The sequence below is a fragment of the Glaciimonas sp. CA11.2 genome, from assembly GCF_034314045.1.
Classification (GTDB): Bacteria; Pseudomonadota; Gammaproteobacteria; order Burkholderiales; family Burkholderiaceae_D; genus Glaciimonas.
In genome coordinates this window covers 1,849,383-1,870,747 of the sequence record NZ_JAVIWL010000001.1, presented here as the reverse complement: position 1 = coordinate 1,870,747, position 21,365 = coordinate 1,849,383, and the positions used below count along the sequence as shown (strand labels likewise).

General features: G+C 53.8%; 18 protein-coding genes and 1 riboswitch. Of the genes, 3 read left to right on the top strand and 15 right to left on the bottom strand.

Annotated elements, in window-relative coordinates; genetic code table 11:
• Positions 1–4: 4 nt before the first annotated feature.
• The 15 genes from RGU75_RS08040 to RGU75_RS07970 form a co-directional block, all read right to left on the bottom strand.
• The gene (locus RGU75_RS08040) at positions 5–1,366 is read right to left on the bottom strand and encodes a cobyrinate a,c-diamide synthase (RefSeq protein WP_322234721.1); all 1,362 of its coding nucleotides are present in this window, start codon (positions 1,364–1,366) and stop codon (positions 5–7) included.
• 2 nt (positions 1,367–1,368) lie between these two features.
• Positions 1,369–1,971 carry a cob(I)yrinic acid a,c-diamide adenosyltransferase gene (gene cobO / locus RGU75_RS08035; protein WP_322234719.1) on the bottom strand — a complete coding sequence of 201 codons (603 nt, stop codon included), beginning with the start codon at positions 1,969–1,971 and terminating at the stop codon, positions 1,369–1,371.
• Between the two features lie 49 nt (positions 1,972–2,020).
• On the bottom strand, positions 2,021–3,181 hold the full coding sequence (locus RGU75_RS08030) for a GTP-binding protein (RefSeq protein ID WP_322234717.1): 1,161 nt from the start codon (positions 3,179–3,181) through the stop codon (positions 2,021–2,023).
• Positions 3,182–3,221: 40 nt separating this feature from the next.
• On the bottom strand, positions 3,222–4,838 hold the full coding sequence (gene cobJ / locus RGU75_RS08025; RefSeq protein WP_322234715.1) for a precorrin-3B C(17)-methyltransferase: 1,617 nt from the start codon (positions 4,836–4,838) through the stop codon (positions 3,222–3,224).
• Between the two features lie 50 nt (positions 4,839–4,888).
• Positions 4,889–5,701: a cobalamin biosynthesis protein gene (locus RGU75_RS08020; protein ID WP_322234713.1), complete on the bottom strand. Its 813-nt coding sequence runs from the start codon at positions 5,699–5,701 to the stop codon at positions 4,889–4,891.
• Positions 5,702–5,740: 39 nt separating this feature from the next.
• Positions 5,741–6,526 (bottom strand): precorrin-4 C(11)-methyltransferase, encoded by a 786-nt coding sequence (gene cobM, locus RGU75_RS08015; RefSeq protein ID WP_322234711.1) that lies wholly within the window; start codon positions 6,524–6,526, stop codon positions 5,741–5,743.
• Between the two features lie 17 nt (positions 6,527–6,543).
• Positions 6,544–7,317, bottom strand: a complete 774-nt coding sequence (gene cobI / locus RGU75_RS08010; protein ID WP_322234709.1) for a precorrin-2 C(20)-methyltransferase — start codon at positions 7,315–7,317, stop codon at positions 6,544–6,546.
• Positions 7,318–7,339: 22 nt separating this feature from the next.
• Positions 7,340–8,533: a cobalt-precorrin-5B (C(1))-methyltransferase CbiD gene (gene cbiD, locus RGU75_RS08005; protein ID WP_322234707.1), complete on the bottom strand. Its 1,194-nt coding sequence runs from the start codon at positions 8,531–8,533 to the stop codon at positions 7,340–7,342.
• Positions 8,520–10,121: a precorrin-8X methylmutase gene (locus RGU75_RS08000; RefSeq protein ID WP_322234705.1), complete on the bottom strand. Its 1,602-nt coding sequence runs from the start codon at positions 10,119–10,121 to the stop codon at positions 8,520–8,522. Before RGU75_RS08000 ends, cbiD begins: the two co-directional genes overlap by 14 nt.
• Positions 10,118–10,825 (bottom strand): cobalt-precorrin-7 (C(5))-methyltransferase, encoded by a 708-nt coding sequence (locus tag RGU75_RS07995; protein ID WP_322234703.1) that lies wholly within the window; start codon positions 10,823–10,825, stop codon positions 10,118–10,120. Before RGU75_RS07995 ends, RGU75_RS08000 begins: the two co-directional genes overlap by 4 nt.
• Before the next feature lie 86 nt (positions 10,826–10,911).
• Complete coding sequence (locus RGU75_RS07990) at positions 10,912–12,852, bottom strand: putative cobaltochelatase (protein ID WP_322234701.1); 1,941 nt, start codon at positions 12,850–12,852, stop codon at positions 10,912–10,914.
• A 122-nt stretch (positions 12,853–12,974) separates the two neighbouring features.
• Entirely contained in the window at positions 12,975–17,135 is a 4,161-nt protein-coding gene (locus tag RGU75_RS07985; RefSeq protein ID WP_322234699.1) for a cobaltochelatase subunit CobN, read from the bottom strand.
• Positions 17,128–17,466 carry a ferredoxin gene (locus tag RGU75_RS07980; RefSeq protein WP_322234697.1) on the bottom strand — a complete coding sequence of 113 codons (339 nt, stop codon included), beginning with the start codon at positions 17,464–17,466 and terminating at the stop codon, positions 17,128–17,130. Before RGU75_RS07980 ends, RGU75_RS07985 begins: the two co-directional genes overlap by 8 nt.
• Positions 17,467–17,687: 221 nt before the next feature.
• Positions 17,688–18,482 carry a CbtA family protein gene (locus tag RGU75_RS07975; protein WP_322234695.1) on the bottom strand — a complete coding sequence of 265 codons (795 nt, stop codon included), beginning with the start codon at positions 18,480–18,482 and terminating at the stop codon, positions 17,688–17,690.
• Positions 18,473–18,673, bottom strand: coding sequence for a CbtB domain-containing protein (locus tag RGU75_RS07970; protein ID WP_322234693.1), 201 nt, complete (start codon positions 18,671–18,673; stop codon positions 18,473–18,475). Before RGU75_RS07970 ends, RGU75_RS07975 begins: the two co-directional genes overlap by 10 nt.
• Positions 18,674–18,862: 189 nt before the next feature.
• A riboswitch (cobalamin riboswitch) is annotated at positions 18,863–19,086 on the bottom strand.
• A 267-nt stretch (positions 19,087–19,353) separates the two neighbouring features.
• Between RGU75_RS07970 and RGU75_RS07965 the strand changes: the two genes are divergently transcribed.
• From RGU75_RS07965 to RGU75_RS07955, 3 genes are all read left to right on the top strand, one after another.
• Positions 19,354–20,232, top strand: coding sequence for an alpha/beta hydrolase (locus tag RGU75_RS07965; protein WP_322234691.1), 879 nt, complete (start codon positions 19,354–19,356; stop codon positions 20,230–20,232).
• Between the two features lie 270 nt (positions 20,233–20,502).
• The gene (locus tag RGU75_RS07960) at positions 20,503–20,745 is read left to right on the top strand and encodes a hypothetical protein (RefSeq protein ID WP_322234689.1); all 243 of its coding nucleotides are present in this window, start codon (positions 20,503–20,505) and stop codon (positions 20,743–20,745) included.
• Positions 20,746–20,841: 96 nt separating this feature from the next.
• Positions 20,842–21,294 carry a DUF3761 domain-containing protein gene (locus RGU75_RS07955; protein ID WP_322234687.1) on the top strand — a complete coding sequence of 151 codons (453 nt, stop codon included), beginning with the start codon at positions 20,842–20,844 and terminating at the stop codon, positions 21,292–21,294.
• Positions 21,295–21,365: the final 71 nt, after the last annotated feature.

The window sequence follows — 21,365 nt, the reverse complement described above, 5'->3', positions numbered from 1 at the left end:
TTGTTTATGGCAAAAATAGCTGCGCGGCCGCAACAGGGTTGGACGGAAAATAACAATGTAAATAACTGGCAACGAGATGACCTTGCTGAAATATCTTTTCTCCCGCAGAGGTATTATGCAGTCGTTCACCACGCGCAATCGGGATCATCTCCGTCTCGATCACCGAATGATGAAAAGTGTGTGCACGCAAAACACCGCCCGGCATTGCCGCAGACTGATAACCAAGCCCTTGCAAGCGCCCTTGCATAATAGCGTGACCGCGCAGCAAACCGACCATGTTGGCCCGCTTACCTGCTTTATCGGTCAACGATTCGAGAAGATATAACATGCCACCGCATTCGGCGAAAATCGGTTTGTCGTTGGCGTGATGTTCTCTCAAGGCCGCCTTCATGGATGGGTTGTCTTGCAGCGATTGCAGATGAAGCTCTGGGTAACCACCGGGAAAATACAGACTATCAACATCGGGCAGACTGTGATCGGATAGTGGTGAGAAAAAATGTAACGTTGCGCCCATCTCGCGCAAGCAATCCAGATTGGCAGGATAGAGAAAAGAAAATGCAGCATCCTGCGCGATACCTATTCGTACGCCACACAATGGTGTGGTCAAAGTCGGTAAAAGATCATCGACCTGGGATCGCTCAAATGTAACTGCCGGCGGCAAGTCTGCCAATTTGGTATTGCCGATCCCCTCCGCCGCCCGATCAAGCCGCGCATACAGATCAACCACTTCTGCCGCTTGCACCAAGCCCAGATGGCGCTCTGGCAACGCGAAATCTTTTCCGCGTAACAAAGCGCCAAAATACGGGATGTTCAAATCCGGACGCAACCCTTCTTGCAACATCTCTGCGTGCCGCGCACTGGCAACAGCATTAGCCAGCACGCCAGCAAACGGCACATCCTTGCGAAAATGTGCCAAACCATACGCCACCGCACCGAAGGTCTGCGCCATGCCGGTAGCATCAATCACCGCCAGTATGGGAACGCCCAGCAGAACGGCTAAATCTGCGCTACTAGGCTGACCATCGAACAGCCCCATCACACCCTCAATCAAGATCAGGTCAGCATCCTGCGCTGCATCCCAGACCATCTTTCTGCAAGCTTCTTCCCCAGCCATCCACAGATCAAGCTGATACGCCGGATGACCACCGCCAGCCGCCAGCGCCAGCAACATGGGATCGAGAAAATCCGGACCAGTCTTAAACACACGTACCCGCAATCCACGCAATGTGTGATACCTCGCCAACGCAGCGGTCACGGTTGTTTTGCCGTGATGCGAAGCGGGCGCGCTGATAAAGAGGGCCGGCACCCGATGGTGCGGCACTTGATGTTGCGGCGCATCGGGGAAGCGAATCACAGAATCAGACATAGTTAAAACTCAACGCCTTTTTGCGCCTTGATTCCCTGCGTTTGATAGGGATGCTTTACCGGACGGAATTCCGTCACCAGATCGGCGGCCTCAATCAGCGCATCCGAGGCATGCCGACCGGTGACGACGATATGTAACATCTCGCGTCGGGCGGCGAATACGGCGAGTACTTCGGTTAATTCCAGATACTGATATCGCAACACAATATTCAGCTCATCCAGAATCACCATATCGTACGATGGATCTTGTATCATCCGCACCGCTTCGGCCCAGCCAACCGCTGCGGTTTTCATGTCGGCGTCACGATCTTGCGTATCCCACGTGTAGCCATGGCCGACGACATGGAAATCACAATTTTCGTGTCCGCCCAGAATAGTGCGCTCGGCACTTTCCAGCGCGCCTTTAATAAACTGCACCACGCCCAACTTCATGCCATGACCGAGGATACGCATCCCCATGCCAAAAGCAGCAGTGGACTTTCCCTTGCCCGTGCCAGTGTTGACGATCAACAGGCCTTTTTCTTTTTGTGCGGCGGCCTTCTTTTTTTCAAAGCCTTCCTTATGCCGCTGGGTCATACGCTTATGGGATGCTTCGTCGGTTTTCATTGTATTTTCTCCGTATTCTGTAACTTCTATTTTGCGTCTGCTAACGCCATTATTTCCAGACAGTACCGGTCAAGTCGGACAATAACGCCGCCACCTGCGCGCGACGCAAGTGATAACCAATAAAGACCAGCTCAGACTGCTGAGTCGATGCTGTATTTATTTCAGCACGCGCCATTTCAGTCACGGTGACGCGTGTACGCACACCCTGCAATAGCAAGGTAGACGTAGAACTCTTGTTACGAATAAAGCCCTTGCTTCGCAGGATGGGCGTTGCGCGTGATACCGCGATTACAGCCGTTTTTAGCTGATCGGCCGATTGCTCGCCCGTGCTGCGAAGGGTAAACGACATCCAGCCCGGATCCTGCTCATGAAAGTGTTTATGCGTGGCAAGGCCGTGGCTGTGTGCCGCCATGCCAGAATGCACATGGCCGTTCAGCCGATTTTGGTGTGGCAACACCGTCGCATCCGACTCCGGCATACGACTGATCGGGGAATAAGTATGGCTGTGCGCCAGTTCTTTGGCCTGATGCAAACGCAACCCTAACGCAAGGCGAATATCGAGTTGCGCGTTAAAAGCTAACTCCAGAAAACGTACATTCGGTGCACGTGCACGCACACGGCTTTCTGCAAGCAGCAAAGCGCCCTCATCGAGTCCATCTATTTTGTTCAACACCACCACATCGGCATAGGCCAGTTGCTGGTCAAAGAGCGTCGCAATCGAGTCATTGGCTGATGCGCTTTTTAATCTCGTTGCCGCCTCATCCGCGCCATACTCAAACGCATCGTCCAATAATAACGGGGTGTCGACGACCGCTAATGTCGCATCCAGCACAAAGGTCGCGACCAGTTCCGGCCCTTGCAACAATTCCATCACAGCCGTCGGCAATGCCAGACCCGACGTCTCAATCAGCACATGATCGACGTTGGCACGGCGCTCGGCAATCTGCAGCATGGCAGGGATAAATTGCGCATCATTGCCATACGCGATCAGACCATGCGCAAAGTCATGGATACGGATGTGATCATCACCGCCATCGCTACCATCAACAACTTCGCGCATCAAGACACCGTCTACCGCCATCTCACCGAATTCATTGATCAGCAACGCCAAGCGGCGTCGATTACGTCGCTTCACCAGTCCACTCAACAACGTGGTTTTTCCCGAGCCGAGAAAGCCCGTAACGATGGTGACAGGAATCGGTGGCTGCATTATGGCGTCCTCATGCAATGACTATGGTTATCTGCATTCATCATGGCGTTGAAAATACCGCATCCCACTGCTGAAGCTGCACTTGCACTGCATCAAAAGTTGTCGCCGTAAAAGGATAAGACATAATTGGCCGCTGAACTACCAGCAACGGAATCCCCAGCGCGGCGGCGGCATCCACCTTAGCTTGATACCCACCCGCTTCGCCCGAGTCTTTGGTGACCACACAATCAATGCGCCAGTCACGCCACAATGCCTGATTGAAGTCTTGCGAAAATGGGCCTTGCATCGCGCAGATATGACTGCGTGGCATACCAAGATCAATGGCGCGTTGAATATTTTCAGGTTCAGGCGTAACGCGAGCGAACCATTGTGTGTTCTGTGCGTCAGGCGCTTGCAAAAAACTACCCAAATCCTTCGAACCGGTCGCCAAAAAAATCCGCTTGCCAATTGCCATAGCACGTTCCGCAGCTTCTTCCATCGTTGCGCACACTATGGCTTTTTCCGGTCTGGCGACAGCCGTTGCTAACGCATCCGTCAACCCGCCCGGCCGTTCATAGCGCAGGTAAGGAATACCCAATTCTTGCGACAGGCGCATCAACTGTTCGGAAATCAGATTGGCATAGGGATGCGTCGCGTCTACCAAGACCCGGGCGCGACTGTTAACCAGCGCTTGCCGACGCGCCTCAACCCCTTGTCGTCCCGCCCAGACGATTAGTCCCGGGCAATCTTGCAACGCTACCTCGCCGCCATATTCCGTCGCGGCAGAAACCACTACCGGCTTACCGTCAGCCGCCAGCAAACTAGCCAACGCGTTACCGTCACTAGTGCCGGAAAACACCCACGTCGCCTCCTTGGGGAAAGTGACGCCGCTATCCACGCCCGTATTATTATCGCTCTTGCGCGCATCTTCTGTTTCCGGCGCACGCCAGTCATTGTAGCCACGCGGCGTAAAAATCTGTCCGCGCTTGCGCTGCGTAAATCGATTGCCGATCACAATCGTGGTCAGCATGTCAAACTTAAGCGTCAGCAACTCTTGCAGCGAATAAATGGCGACTTCTTGCCCGGGCCGATAAGCATTCTTGACCACGCCGCATAGCGTTGTCGGCGCTTTGAATTCCAGCATCAAATTGAGAATCCGATAAACGCCTTCCTGCCGTCCTGCGCTCTGCACGTTATACAATACACAGGCCAGATCGGCCTGCGCGATGTGGCTTGCGCGTTGCTCGATCCAATCCCAAGGACATAACAAATCCGACAAACTCAGCGTCGCAAAATCATGCGATAGCGGAGAACCCAACAACGATGCACACGCGTTGGCTGAGGTGACGCCGGGAATCACGTTGACGGTAAAAGTATCGTCTTCGCGGATTTCGTCATAGGCCAGTGCGGCCATCGCGTAAATGCCGATATCGCCGCTGGAAATCAGCGCCACGGTCGCGCCAGCACGCGCCTTTTCGATGGCTAGCAATGCGCGTTCACGCTCCTGCGTCAGCGGCGGCGTATGGATTTCTTTGCCGACAATCCACGGCGCAATCCAGCGCAGATACAACTCATAGGCAACGATCACGCTACTTTCACGCAAAGCCGTTTCGGCACGCGGAATGATCAGATCGGCAAAGCCAGGTCCAACCGATACCAAATTCAAGACACCCGTCATTTCTCTTTACTCCTTCGGATTCAACTTCTTTTTATTGCATCTTTGCTACATTACGATGTGTAGGTTTTTATTAACTGATCTTCCACTACCGCTACCGCCACGCCATTGAGCGCCGTCTTCGGTACGATCAATGCACCACGCGGCGCAGCAATCAAGGCACATGGTTCGCACACGCCATCTAACCCAACATTCTGTTGTACCCATGCCGATGTTTGAGAAACCCATGCGCGGGACGCCACCGTTGCATGCGAAAAAATGCGTAATGGCAAAGCATGCTGATGACAAAATGCGAGCAAACCAGGTTCGTTCGCTTTCAGATCAACCGTCGCAATTTCTCTTACTTCCGCCAAACTGCGCGGACCCAATGCCAGCAACACAGCCGCGGCTATCTGCTCAGCCGAGACATCTTTGCGACAACCAACGCCAACAACGAGCGGCTTGATCGCCTCGGTCGCGGTGGTGATCACAGGCGTCGCGCCAATCGCCGCAGCGACGCGATAGGCAAGTTGATTGGCACCGCCTTCATGCCCAGCCAACAGCGATATCGCAAATCGGCCGGCCTCATCCACAACCACCATTGCTGGATCACTCAGTTTATCTTGTGGCAATCCGTCTAAAAAACGCACGGCGATACCCGTTGCGCCCATGAAAATCCATTGATAATGTTGACGATAGTGCGTCTCAAATAGTTTCTTCTGATTACTATTTTGAGTGGTGGCAGGTATTTCGGCGAGTGTATCCACGGATGTCAGCCAAGGTCGATAGCACACACCACCCAAATGCGATTGCAACACCGCAGCCAACGGTTCCGCCTCTGCACGAACTAACCAGATGCCCAGAGAACTGTCGGCAGATTTACTCAACGGACACCTGCTGTCCGACGTCCTCGTCCACTTGCTGATCTACTTTCTTGTTGGCTTTCTTTTTCCCTTCTTTACCACGCGGAACAGATGCGTAAACTCCTTTGAATACAAGCTTGATTCAACCTGCTCGCCGTGACCCAACGCTGCGCCCACCAACATCATCGTGGTCAGGTTCCAGCTGCCGCGTTTGGTTTCTGCCAGCACGGTCGCGAGCGTCCCTTCGTAAATTTTCTGTTCCGGCCAGGTCGCCCGATAGACCAGTTTCACTGGCGTATCAGCGGGATAGTGCAAACGCAAATCGGTCACAATTTTCTTCAGATGCGGACCCGACAAGAAAATACACATAGTGGCGCGATGCTCTGCCAGCTTGGCAATAGCTTCGGCCTCCGGCACCGCCGAGGCACGTCCCGATACCCGCGTCAAAATCACTGTTTGCGACACTTCCGGTTTGGTGAGCTCTGATTGCACCATCGCCGCCGCAGCAGTGAACGAGGACACACCGGGCACGATCTCGTAATCGATTCCTAATGCCTCCAGCCGCCGCATCTGTTCCGCAGTGGCACCATAAATCGCTGGATCACCGGAATGTAATCGCGCAACGTCGCAATTGTTTTCAAGCGCACGCTGATAACAGGCTTGCTGCTGTTCCAAATCAAGCGTCGCCGTGTCTAACAGTTCCGCATCGGCGCGACAATGCTGCAACATCGCGGTCGGAACCAGCGATCCCGCGTACATCACCATGCCAACTTTACCCAACAAATTGGCACCGCGTAAGGTAATCAAATCAGGTGCGCCCGGACCAGCACCAATGAAGTAAACTTTCATACTATCTCTTCTCCATACTATCTAGTTTCTCTCGGTGTTTTGCGAATCAGCAGCGTCGCCAGATATCCCATCGCTTCGGTCGCCGATAGCGTGGTCACGTCTGCTGCGATCAATTCGCCCGAAAGGCCAATCCGCCGCGCAAAGGCGCAATGTTCAGCGATACCCATGTCACGCAATAAGGCCAACACCCACGGTAGACGTGCGCCGACTTTCATCAACACCACGACATCATGCGTGTCGATCTCCTGACGCAAAGCCGCGGCATCTTCCGGGCATGGCAAGATCAACGTGCGCTCCTTACCTTCTCCAAGCGGCCAGCCCAGTGCGGCAGCGGCAGCGGCATAACTGGTAATCCCCGGAAAGGTGCGATGCGGCAAATGCGGCAATCGTGTCAGCAATGCAGCCAATACATAACCATAAGTCGAATAAGTCATGGTGTCGCCAATGGTCAAATACGCCACATTGCGACCGGCCCGAAGCTCCATGGCAATAGCGTCTGCCAGTTGCGCATAATGCTCGCTCAGCACATTACGATCCGGGTCCATATTAAATTCAATCTCGCGCAAACGCGGCGATCCAGGTTCAAGCCCTAGTTCGATCCCAGCCAGACATTGCAACGCCACCGAAGTATCCGCACTTCGTGCACGTGGCGCGTAAATCAAATCCGCTTTTTGTAGAACTTCCAGCGCTGCCAATGGCAGATATCCTGATGGTCCCGGCCCGACACCAACGCCCCAGAAAGTGCCGAGGTTATTTTCTTTACTAATTTTAGTCACCTTTAATTCGGTCAAACTTGACTCCTGCAATCCACATTCACGCATCGCGCTGCCCTAAAGCATTGCCGTGTAAATCAAACAAGCGCACTTCGACCCGATCTACCGCTGGCACGCGACTTTGTGCGCAGACAGCAATCCGTCGTTCCATATCCATCCACAACGCTTGCGCATCATGCGCAGTCGCTGCGCCCTTTAACCGTTCCATTGCCGCTTCCACTGTGTTGGCGTTCGCCAGCTCCTCCACCAAAGCAGCCGGATAACCGCGCTCTGCCGCCACGCGTGCCACTACGCCCATGGCCATATTGCTTTTACTGGAATGGGTATCCCAGACACCATCCAACACCTTTGCCAGCTTGCCCGGATGTCCAGCTAGCCATAACACCGACAATCGGCGACCTTCTTCTTCCAGCGCAGTTTGCGTAAAATCCAGTGAGTCGCCTAGAAAATTGGCGATCTGTACCGCACGTTTTTCCGGCAAACCCAATACGTCTTTAGCAAACTCACGCCCGATCTTGCCGGGCAAAAACGCCACGCTGTCTGCGTCGCCAGCCAGCGCCACGCGTACATATACTTCGATGGAGGCGATCCAGGACGCCATCGACATCGGCTCTACAATGCCCGAGGTTCCCAAAATTGAGATGCCACCGATAATCCCCAATCGGGGATTGAAAGTCTTGCGCGCAATCTCTGCGCCGTTCATGCAGCCGATGGTAAGATCGAAGCCTGCATCCGCTACGACGATGTTCGCCAAACCTTGCAATTGCATCGCCACTGCTTGCCGCATCATCGCGCGCGGCACAGGATTGATCGCCGGTTCACCGACTGCGACGCGCAAACCCGGTTGTGTTGCAGTACCAACACCTTCACCCGCAAAAAACCGCACTTCACCAATCGCATTACGTCGCACTTCGGCGAAGATTGTCGCCCCATGCGTGCTATCAGGATCGTCGCCACCATCTTTTAATACTTCAGCCCGAACGGTTTCTTGCGCGTCATCATCAACCCAGCAAACTTTCATAATCGGCACGATCAAAAAATGCTTACCGTCTGGCAAAAAAACGTCAACTTCCTGTACTTTTTCGCCGTGTAACATCAACCGCAAAGCCGCCGTGACTGCCGCCGTTGCACAACTACCGGTTGTGCGTCCACGCTTCAGACCATTTGGTGCCAACACGCCGAGATCGAACTCGGCGCGTTCGGCATCCGGTGCAGATGCGTCAGACGGGTACATACCCGGCAAGCTGATTCTGCGCGTCGATCATCAGACCATTGACCACGCTTGCGGCCCACGGCGATCCCCCGCGCGTGCCGCTATTCGTAATGCGTGGCACTTGCAAACAGCGGCGCAAATCCTCTTTACTCTCGCGGGTTCCCACAAAGCCGACCGGTAAACCAATCACCAATTGTGGTCGCCAACCGTGATCACGAATTAACCGCGTCACTTCCATGATCGCGGTAGGCGCATCACCAATCGCTAACACGATGTCATTACCAAACTTTTCAAACGCACGCCGCATACCTGCCGCCGAGCGCGTGATGCCTTGCGCAGCGGATAGTAAATGGGTCTCCCGATCATGGACGCCGCACCAGGTTTCGATACCGAGCTGTTCCAGCAAAGCGCGTTTCAATCCGGTCTGCACCATGGTCACATCCGTGACAATTTGCTTGCAGCGCAATAAAGCACGAATCCCGGTTTCAACCGCACCCGCCGACACAAAAATATTATCGACCGCATTAAAATCGCCGCTGGTATGCACCAGACGTTGTAGCACCGTGAGATGCGCAGCAGGAAACGCCGACCAGTCACGCCCTGCCGCGATGATGCGAAAACTTTCGGCTTCAATTGGATGCGGCACATACGGCATTGCTACCGCTGTCGTCGGCTCCGCCATAGTTTGCAGCTCTTTTTCGAGCAACCCGCGCACCAGCAAATGGTGGGCGCGCTGTGGTTCGCCGACTTGCTCTTCAAAGCCAACAATTTGCACCCGATATTTGCACAAGCTACAGTTCATATCGGCGCGGCCTGCGACCGCCTCACGCGCCCGTTCGATAATGACATCGGCGACGTGTTGATGTGCACCGAAATACCCGGCTTTCACGATATCCACATTCGACTCGCGGTGTTGCAGATCGTCCACGGCGGCGTAAATACGCTTCACCAATACACCATCAAACAAGAAGAAAGGCAGCACTACAAGCCGTGCGAATCCCAACTGTGCGGCAGCGCGGAGGCCATCCGCAACAAGTGGCTTGGCGGTCCCTGAGTAGCACACCATAGCGCTACCGAAACCCATGCCTTCTTCCAGCATCCGCGCCAGTTTGGAAACTTCACTATTAGCATCAGGATCAGTCGTGCCGCGCCCCACCAACACCAGACACGTATCAGATCGACGGATGGTCTGGGTGGATGTGGCCTCGGCAGCGATGATGCGCTCTTGCGCCAGCTGCAACAATTGCGGATGTAAATTCAACGGCGCACCGAAGTGAAAATCAATGGCCGGATAATCGCGCGCCATCGCCAGCACTTCGGCGGGCATGTCGTTCTTGGCATGGCGCGCAGCCAGTAACACGGCTGGTACGACCGCTATCTGCGTCGATCCTGCGGCCACATTGGCACTGACTGCCGCAACAAGTGCATCACCGATAGTCGGGCTGGAAAACTCCAGATAACCATGTGACACCGCATGCTGCGGCGCACGTGCGCGAACCAACGTGACCAAGGCCTCGAATTCGCGCACGGCGTCGGGATCGCGACTACCGTGACCGGCGATGACGATGCCAAAGCCGCTGACTGAGGATGCTGGAGGCGCAAGGTTCATTTGGCCTCCGGTGCCGCTTCGATCTGGCTATCCATCGGTGCCAACGTCCGTATCAACATAATACTCATGTCGCTGAACGTCTTGTGTGCGCATTCTGCCAACGTGCCATGCCACTCGGCCTCGGCGCGTGTCAGATTTTCCCAGACTTCGGTTGGATGTTGTGGATCAATACCTTGCTCCAGCAAATAAGTCGCAATATGCGGCGGCATAAACGAACGGGCGGCATCCCATGGACACGGAATAACAATCGCATTGCGCGCATCCTGAAGCACGTGCACCAGATGACGCTTGAACGGCGTCAAATCGCCACGTCGATGGAAGGTAATGAACGTGGTTTCGTCAAAACAAACCTTCGCACGCGAAGCCAGTATTTGTGCCGATGAAATACCTGGCAAAGTCTCCACAGAATGACCGCAAGCACGCTCAACCCGTTCCAGATACTGAAAACCGCTAAAGTGAATATCGCCCATAAACACCACGACGCAGCGTTTGCCTTCGTGATGCGCTTTGGCCACCAGATCCAGTTGCGCGACCTGATCACGATAATTCATGAGGACCACTTCGGCAGTCGCTGGAATGATGCTCTGGATAACATTAACGACCGCATCAAACCCCGCCACGACATCCGCAGCACGAATCAATTCTGCGCCACGCTGTGTGAGATAGCCAATGTCGCCGGGACCGGCGCCGATACAGATGATCATAAAAAACTTTCAATACAAAACAGCATAAATAAAATAAACAGTCATCAAGAGGATGACGATGACGGTGACGATTTTTCACGCTCTTTTTATTGCATGCGCGCCCTAATCGTCAACGCCAGATTATCGGCAGTGAGTTGCTCCAACGTCAGGCATTCAGCACCTAACGCTTCGGCCAATTGCGCCGCTCGGCCCAGACGCAAATAGCCATCTTCCGTATCCAGCACCAGCGCTGCAATGCCATTATCAAACAGTTGTGCGGCCAATTCGAGGGTCTCGCGCCATGGATCGCCGCCGGTGGTTAGCGCAACGTTGGCTTTGCCATCACTGAGAATTACCAGCAATGGGGTTGCCGCTGTGCTTTGTTGTGCGCGTCGTTGCAATAGTTCGCAAGCCAACTGCAAAGCATGCGGTAAAGGCGTGCGGCCACCGGTGGGAAGTTCACGCAAACTCTTTTCAGCAAGATCAATCCCACGCGTCGGTGCCAGTAACAATTGCGCGGACTGGCCGCCAAAAGTGATAACGGCGACTTCATCACGGCGCTGATAAGCGTCTGTCAATAAACTTAACACCGCGCCCTTCACAGCTTCCATGCGACGTTGCGCTGCCATGGAGCCGGAAGCATCGACAACAAATAAAATAAGATTCGCCGTTTTCCCTACCCGGACCTGCGCATGCAAATCTTGATTCGTCACTTGAAAGTCTTGCGGATCTCTTAGCGCGGCAGAGCGCAACGTTGCGGCAATCGCCAGACTACGCGGATGCGGATCAGGAATACTGCGCACCATACGTCCTTGCGAAGCATCTTGAATGTCGCTACGGCGACCGGCAACGACTGCTGCACCGTGGGCATTGATACCGGAGATCGAGAGTTGGCGGGCGTTGGCGGCTGCGGCGATGGAAAATACCTGATGCTGTTCGGCGTCGTTCGATTTTCCCGTGTCGTCTCCCGTGTCATCCTGCTGATCCGGATTATGTTCTGATGCATCGTTGGATGATGGCGATGGCAAATCAGGTGCCGTGGTCTGTTGCATCAACTCATCAAGCTTATTTTGATCCAAACCCGGCTGCTCAAAAGGCTTGCGACGACGACGATGCGGCAATACCAGTTGCGCGGCCTGACGGATATCCTCGGGCGTGACACTTGTGCGCCCTTCCAGCGCAGCCAATGCACGTGCCGCCTTGTGCATAACAATGTCTGCACGCAAACTGGCAACCTCAAACTCGCAGCAAAGATGGCTGATCAGATCCAGTAATGCATCGCTCATTTCGACCGTTGGCAGCAATTTTTGGGCAGCGGTGAGTTGGGCTAGCAAAGCTGTTTGCTGTACCGACCAGAGTGTAGAAAAGGCGGTCGGATCGGCTTCATACCGGATACGACGCCGTACTACTTCTGACCGAAGTGTTTTGTCGCGCGGCGCGAACACCTCAACCATGAGACCAAAACGATCCAGCAATTGCGGTCGCAAGTCTCCCTCCTCCAGATTCATCGTGCCAATCAACGTCAGACGCGCCGGATGCTTGACCGAAAGACCTTCCCGTTGTACCGAATTGACGCCCATCGCTGCCACATCAAGCAACACATCGACCAGATGATCGGCCAGCAAGTTGACCTCGTCAATATAGAGAATTCCACGATGTGCGGCGGCCAGCAAACCCGGTTGAAAAGTACGTGCGTCGCCCTTCAATGCGCGTTGCAAGTCCAGCGTGCCGAGGACACGATCTTCGGTTGCACCCAGCGGCAAGGTCACAAACGGTACGCTCGCCGACGTAACTGTCCGAGCCGAATCGATACACGCATCGCATAAACTTGACGGCTCATCGGGGCGGCAGTTAAAGGCACATCCCACGGTCCGCTCAATGCGCGGCAGAATCGCTGGCAAGGCACGTGCGGCGGTACTTTTTGCGGTGCCTTTGTCGCCGCGAATCAACACACCGCCAAGGGTCGGGTCGATCGCGCACAGCAGCAACGCGGTCTTCAACTGCGGTTGGTCGACAATGGCGGAAAAAGGAAAATTCAATATTGTCATAGCTCTATACTTATTTATCCGAATCCAGCAACGTTGCTGGACCTTTCTACATGGACTAACGCACTCAAATGCGCGCTCACATGAACGCTTACATCCCAGCTCGATGTGACTTCATTTTGGCATCAGCCAGCACGCGGGGTTTCGCCCCGCGCTTCCAGTAGCGTTTCGCTGCGCAGATACAGCTCCCGTAATGCGTCCAGTGTTTCCGGTTTTGGCGCTGCCCACATGCCTCGGCTGGCCGCTTCCAACAGGCGTTCGGCGATGGCATTTTGCGCCCATGGATTGGCCTCCTGTAAAAACTGTTGCATGGTTGGATCGAAGCCGTAAGTGCTGGCAACCTCTTCGTACATCCAGTCGTCCATGACCTGCGCGGTGGCATCGTAACCAAACAAATAATCAACGGTTGCGGTCAGTTCCAGACCACCTTTATAGCCATGCCGCTGTATGCTGGCAAGCCATTTTGGGTTCACTACCCGTGAGCGGAATACGCGCAGCGTTTCTTCTTTCAGGTCCCGCACTTGCGCTCTGGCCGGATCGTGACTATCGCCAAAATAATGCTTGGGCTGCGTGCCGGTAAGGGCGCGAATGGTCGCAATCATGCCGCCGTGAAATTGTAAGTAATCATCACTGTCAAAAATATCGTGTTCACGATTATCCTGATTATGCAATGCAACCTGTACACCGGATAAACGCACACTGAAGGCGTCGCGCTCATCGATCCCTTGCGCCTCACGCCCATACGCGTAACCACCCCAATTGACGTAAGCTTCGGCAAAGTCGGTATCGGCCTGCCAGTTTTTTTCCTGAATAAGCGGCAGAATTCCCGCACCGTAACTGCCCGGTTTGGCACCGAAAATCCGATACGTAGCGCGCCGTTTGGCTTCGGTCTCTTGCATGCCCTTGCCGAGCCAGCCGTCGAGTTCGTTCAGATAATGTTTGCGGATAAAATTGTGCGTCAGTGGCTCATCCAATATCAACACGGCGTTCACCGCGTCATCAATGAGTGTAATCAACTGCGGAAACGCATCCCGAAAGAAACCGCTGATACGCGTCGTCACATCGATACGGGGGCGCTTGAGTTGATCTAGCGGAATCACCTCGACGCCAGTGAGTTGACGGTTTTCCGGACGCCACAGCGGACGCACGCCAAGCAGCGCCAAAATCTGCGCTACGTCATCGCCATGGGTACGCATCGCGCTGGTTCCCCAGATGCTGATGGCGACACTTTCGGGATAGGCGCCGGTTTCGCGCAGATGTCTGCTTAGGACCTCATTCGCCAGTTGCTGACCCACGCGCCAGGCCGATTGCGAAGGTACGCTGCGAGGATCGACGGAATAGAAATTGCGCCCGGTCGGCAGTATGTGCGCCATGCCTCGCGTCGGCGATCCACTCGGACCGGCCGGAATATAGCCACCATCGAGACCATTGAGCAGATTATCGATTTCGTCTGTCGCACGGGCCAGATTGGGGACTAAATTGGTACAGGCGAAGGTGATGACCCGACGCAATCCTACAAAGCGCTCAGTCGTTTGGGATGAGATGAGCGATGCGGGCGCAATCTTGTTAGCTGGTCGCGCAACGCTGCTTTTGATCTGAAACTTTTTTGCCTGAGATAACATGCTGAAAGGACGTGCCGCAGTGACAACGAGGGTCGGTTGCATTAACGGCTGAGTGGCAGCTTCCGCGCCCGCGACGCCGCCGAATAACGCGGTCAAAACCGGTTCGATGGCGTCTGTGGAGAAGGCTTTTTCTTGCAGTGCGACGAACAGTTGGCGACATAACACATCAATCGCATCTAAGGCATCGGCGCGGGTCACAATCGCGCACTGCGCCAAACGTGCCAGCGCGGGATCGGCGTTTAGACGACGACCTTTGTTGTCGAGCAACATATCCATACTCAAGCCAAAGAGTTTGGCGATTTCTTCCTGCAAGCCCGGCACATCCTGATTCGGCAGTCGTACCAGCGAAACCAGCATGTCTACTAACTGATTATCGGCTGGACGCTCGCCGAGAATATGCAATCCGTCGCGAATTTGGGCCGCGCCAAGTTCGCACAGATAACCGTCCAGATCTTCGATTAGATGCGCAACCCCCGCACCGTCCAACGTACTGAGCGCGGCGGGTAGTTTGTCGTCGTGAGCATGGGGATGATCATGCTCTGCTTCATGATCATGGTGATCGTGTGCGCCGTTTCCATGACCGTGGTCATGGTCGTGGTCGTGGTCGTGGTCATGATCGTGGTGCAGCAATCTTGCCTGTAAATCAGAATCGAGATTGGTCTGTTTGACCAGTTCCCAAATTTGTTGCTGCAACAGCGGCAACTTGCTGGGGTCCAGTACTTCGACCTGATAATACTCATCCACCAATTGCGTCAACTGGGCCAATGCGCCGTATGTGTCGGCGGTGGTCATCGGTGGTGTCAGGTGATCGACAACGACCGCGTGCGCGCGCCGTTTGGCCTGTGCGCCCTCGCCCGGGTCGTTGATAATGAACGGGTAAAACAAGGGCATATCCGCGAGCAGCGCATCGGGAAAGCAATTTTCCGACAAGCCAACACCTTTGCCGGGCAACCATTCCAGCGTGCCGTGCTTGCCGACATGGACGATCGCATCGGCGCGCCATGTGTCACGCAGCCAGCGATACAACGCGTAATAGTGATGCGTCGGCGGTAAGTCCGGCTGATGATAGATCGCGTCCGGGTCCATCCCGTAGCCACGCGGCGGCTGCAATGCGACAAAGGTATTGCCTAACGCGATTCCTGCCAACACTACGTGATCGTCGTGCACATAGGCCGCACCGGGTGCTGCGCCCCATTGGGCGACCATGCGCGCTTGCATTTCTGGCGGCAAATCGGCCAGCCACTGCGCATATTGTGCGGCTGGAACGCGTCCAACCGCGTTGCGTAACTGCTGTTCGGTGAGATAGGTATTGTCGTACGCGCAGCGATCAATTAGGTCATGAATCAAGGCGGTGCCGTTCTCCGGCAACTCCCCCGTTTGGTAACCTCGCGCTTGCATAGCCCGCAGAATTGCCATCAACGAGGCGGGCGCATCAAGGCCGACCGCGTTGCCGATTTGGGCGGCTTTGCTATTGGCATTGGTAAAAATAAATGCCACGCGCTTATTCGCGTTTGGCGTATGTTTCAGGCGCGCAAATCGCTGTGCCAGTCCCGCCACTCTGGCGATGCGATCCGGCATCGGTGCATATTCCATCATCTGACCAGCGGCGCTGGCAGCTTTGGTCTTGAAAGAAATGGGGACGGTAATGATACGGCCATCAAACTCTGGCAAAACCACGTTCATCGCCGCATCCAGCGGGTTCATACCCCGCGCAGATTGTTGCCACTGATCTTGCGTCATGCCGCTGGTGATCGCTTGCAACACGGGAACGTTAAGTTGTTCCAGCACCGATACCGACCATCCGGCGGGAGTCGGTCCGCCCGGGGTAATCTCGCCCATGGCAAACGCGGTGGTGTTGATCAAGACATCGATTAGCGCTGATTTTTTTTCCCGTTTACCACTTTTTCCGTCTGCCGTGAAATACCGCAACGCGGTCGGCAAGTTGGATTCACCATCGGCGCCGCTGCGCAACGAGGATGTAAACACCGGCAAAACGTTCATGCCGCGTTGTTCCAGTGCCGCGATCATCGCGTCGATAAAGCGCGTGTTGCCACTCATCCAATGGGCGCGATAAAACACGATGCCAACACCCGGCCGGTCACATTTATCCTGCGCCGAGTGCACAGCCATCCAATCGGCTGTCGTCGCGCCCTCCGCCAGATCGGGGTGATAGATGCCATGGTCCGGCAAAGGTTGCGCTGGTAGATAGCCGAACCCGGTCAACATCAGATGATCCGAAAGGTAGCGCAACAACTGCGCGAGGTTGACACTGCCACCGGCATGAAAATAAGACAACGCTTGCTCTGCCACGGCTGAAGAGACGGTCGAGACGGCGGCGAGTTCAGGATCGGGCTCACCCGTGCCACTGATGGCAATCAGATAACAACCATTGTCACGTGCATGGCGTAGTAGTTCGTTAAAACCCGGCACGCCTCCCAATCGTCCCAACACACGCAAAATAATAATCCGCGTGCCAGCCAGATCACCCGACAACAGATCAGCGATGTGAGATTCTTTATCTAGCGTTTGCAGGTTGATCCCGGTCACGAGCGGAAAATCCTGCGGCAATTGGCTTTTAGCGCTGAGCAATACCGTTAAATCATTGGCGGTGTGCGTTAGCAACGCGATGGCAGAACCAGGAGAATAAGGTGGCGCGTCAGACATCGGTTTCTTTCTCTGTTACGACGTCGCCGCTACCAAGTCGATGAAACACCAGATCAGTCACTTCATGACCGTTTTCAAGATGCTCGGTGACGATGCGCTCAATAGCGGTCGCATCTTCGCAGCGATACCATATTCCTTCCGGATAGACCAACGCCAACGGGCCTTGATTTTTGCAGGCAACCATACAGTGGGTGCGCGTGCGCTTAACGCGCAACTCCGGCCGTGCATCAATGGCAGCGCCAAGAATGCCGAACATGGCTTCAGCACGCACACCATCTTCAGTACAACGTGGGCCGGTACACATAAAAATGTGTCGGGAATGGGTTCTCATAAGCTTTTCTTTGGAACATACAACAGCTAGTGCAGTTATTTCATAGAAGGACTATGATGATTGTTAAGAATGAGAGGAATCAAAAATTGCACATAAAAACAGCAATTGATCCATCAAACATATCCACAATCAGCTAGTTCCATTTAATTGCATCACGGTCAAAAATAAAACGTAATATTACGTAATACACTTGCTCGACTGCTACTTTTTTTGCGATAAATTTAGCCTTTGGGGTCGCCAAATTGACGCTTCAAAAAGCCGAAAGCGCCTCCCAAAGCAAGCCAAAATAGGCCGTTTGCAATCGCTGTTGCGACAATAAACGCCCTCGCTAACTCAGCTGGCGCTGCACCGCCGTGTATCTGCGGCTCTGGCGCACCCAATAAATGCGGCGTCAAAATCAACATTACAGCGAGCAATTTCAACGACCAATGACGCCCAAAAACGAGGAGAGCCAAAGAAATGGCTGTCAGCGTCGCTGTAGCAGTCCACCACAATTGCCGGTCAAGTAATGGCGCAGCTTGCGTCCCCGGCACTTCGGGGGCAAGGCCAAGTGAAGGGGCAACAAATACGACGACATATCCGGCAAGTCCCCACAACAATCCCTCTTGCCAACCGCTAATGCCACCACGTAGCAAAATCGCTGCACCCAATAAGAGTGCAAAACCGACCGCCATCGTCACGTTTGCCATCACGGTATAAAGCGTGCGCTCGATGCCGTTGGTCGGCTCCCATTCCTGCGCCTCGTGATGATGCTCTGTCGCGGAAGGTGGCAACGTTGACACCGATGACGCTGGAGGCAGGCTTGCTATCGCTGACGCTGGTTTGATTGCAGCCGCATGTGCAGCCGCTTCCTCGTAAACTTCCGCCTGAGCAATAATCGGCGTTACTTGTATTTTTTGCACCGCGGTGAGTACCAATCCGGCGAATAATCCAGCCAGCAGAACTGACGATATAAAGCGCTTAACCCCCGGCTTTATTGCTAAAAAATCACCAGTGTTAGTCCCGCTCAATGACATGGGAATCCAGCCGAATGACGACCGTCATGCGCCGCATTATGCAATGTCATGTTGTGAGAAAACCCCATCGCGTAAACCAGCAATAGACCGACTATTGCACTCAGCAATGCTGGAATAACGCGATCTTTCCAGGTGGCGGCAGGGGCTGCCGTAACAATGTGATCAATAAGACCAGTTGAGGATATTGCCATAGCGATCTTCCTTTTTTATAACTTACAACGATATGACTGGCACACGGCCTCCGCACCAGAACGGAGTGTGACCAGGAAGGCATAAAGGTGCAGCAAGAATGCAGAAAGCGCGACAGCAAAAGACGAGGAAATACAAGACGGGGTGCACAGGAAGGCAAGGCAATCCATCTGAATCGCCCGCCGCGACACAAACTGCATAACACTTTAGGCCGGTATCCGGGCTCACGAGGTGAAATCTGCTGACAGACTTCGAAGTTCGCGCCTTCCCATGCGTTGGCACAGTGGCGTACTGCAAACTTTTTACTCGCTTACCGTTGCGGGGGCAGCGTCGGATTAATGCCTGGGCACGCACCGACTTCCCGTTTAATTTTACGCACGACTGCACGCAAAACACCTAAAGCTATTGCTACCCGCCGAGTATAGGTTGCGACTTATCAAGATGCAAGTTGAAGCTGCTTTGTTTCTATTGGATGATCTAATAGCGTTTGCCAGTGTTACTGAAAGGTTTAACTGACACCGGTTAAGCTAATGTCAGTGTGCCTTTAGTTGTGCCGCGGTGCGGGAAGATGCGACAACAAGTTCGGCGTCACTCCACTTCGGGCTTTTAAAGACAGATTGTAATGAAATATTAACAACAGAAGCGCTATACAATTCATCCAAATATAAAGAGGAGAAACACCATGTTTACAGGATTTGAACGTCACGTCGCTGAGGTCAACGGTACGCACATAAATTATGTTCGCGGAGGCAATGGACCAGCGTTGCTTTTGTTGCACGGCCATCCACAAACGCATGTGATCTGGCATAAAGTGGCACAACAACTTGCGCAACACTTCACCGTAATTGCTGCTGATTTGCGCGGCTACGGCGATAGCGGCAAGCCAGTCGGATTGGCTGATCACAGCAATTATTCCAAGCGCACCGTCGGCCAGGATCAAATTGACTTAATGAAAACGTTAGGTTTCAAGCAATTTTTACTCATGGGACATGACCGCGGCGGACGCGTTGCGTACCGTATGGCACTTGACCATCCTGATGCGATTCTCAAACTGGTTTTGCTGGACATTGCGCCGACGCTGGCAATGTATGAAAAAACTACGATGGAATTTGCCAGCACTTACTATCATTGGTTCTTTTTAATCAGGCCCGCTCCCTTTCCCGAAATACTACTCGGCGCGCATCCCGAAGCCTATTTAGAGCACACCATCGGCGCACGCAGCGCAGGTCTCGGACCATTTACGCCGGAGGCGTATGCTGAATACCTGCGTTGTCTGAGTGATCCAGCCACCATTCACGGCATTTGCGAAGACTATCGCGCCAGCGCCAGCATTGACCTTGAACACGAACGTAAGGATCTCGCCGACGGCAAGAAAATTCAGTGCGATACGTTAGTTTTGTGGGGCGCGCATGGCGTCATCGAAAAGTGTTTCGATCCTCTCAACGAATGGCAGCTACTCACCAAAAACGTCACCGGCAAGGCCCTCGACTGCGGTCACTATATTCCGGAAGAAGCACCAGAAGCGCTCATGGCCCAGGTCATGCCGTTTTTTATTGAATGAAAAATGAAAAATGAGAATTGATAGCCACCTGGTTTGATAGGGGTTGAGCTGCTGGAAGAATGTGGGCAACTTGCTCATCGGCCACCGATGAAAGCCACAACTTAACGCTCAATAATTAGGCGAGGCAAACGTCGCTTACGTTGCCTAAAATCAACTATATACAATACCATCTGGGGTTATTTGCAAACAATTGTTACTGGGTCAACCAGTTTGGCTTTAGGCGCGTTTCTGTATTGCTATCAGACGTACATTTTTTGAAAAGGAATCATTATGCGATCAAAAATTATCTTTGTGCTGACCTGCGCACTCACCCTTGCCGGAACCTCTGGACTGGTCGAGGCCAAAGGCTGTTTGAAGGGTGCTGCAGTAGGTGGCGTTGCCGGTCATGTGGCGGGCCACCATGCCGTACTCGGTGCGGCTGGTGGTTGTGTGGTTGGACGCCATATGGCCAACAAAAAAGCTGCTGAACAAAAAAATCAAGCCGCAACGACACAACCCGCGCCATCAAAGTAAATCGACAAAATCGGGCTAGTTGTTGCATACAAGAAGGCTAACATTTTCCTCTTTTTACCTGATTTTTTTACTTTTCTTACTGTATAGGAACTTAAAATGAAAACTTTATTACTCTCCGCAAGTTTGGCCTTAGCTTTGCTGACATCGGCCGGAAGCTATGCCCAGGCACCGGCAGGCGCTCCCGCAGGAAGCACCGGCCTATGTAAAGATGGCACTTATTACTCCGGCGCAACCAAAAGTGGTGCATGTTCTGGCCATAAAGGCGTGAAGGATTGGTATGCGACCAAAGCCACAACACCAGCAGCGACACCGGCTGCAACACCAGCGCCAGCATCAAAACCAATGGCTGCCCCAAGCGCAGCGTCGACTGCTAGCTCGGCGGTCGCTCCCGGTGGCGGTCCCGGTTTAGTGTGGGCAAATACCAGCACCAAGGTGTATCACTGCCAAAACACCAAGTATTACGGCAAAACCAAAGCGGGTGCTTACATGTCAGAAGCTGACGCAAAAACCAAGGGCTATCACGCCGATCATGGCAAAGCTTGCGGTTAATGGGTTAGAAGTATTTCAAACGACATCCGTGATGGATGTCGTTTGCGTTGGCGGTAACCTATCGCCAGAAT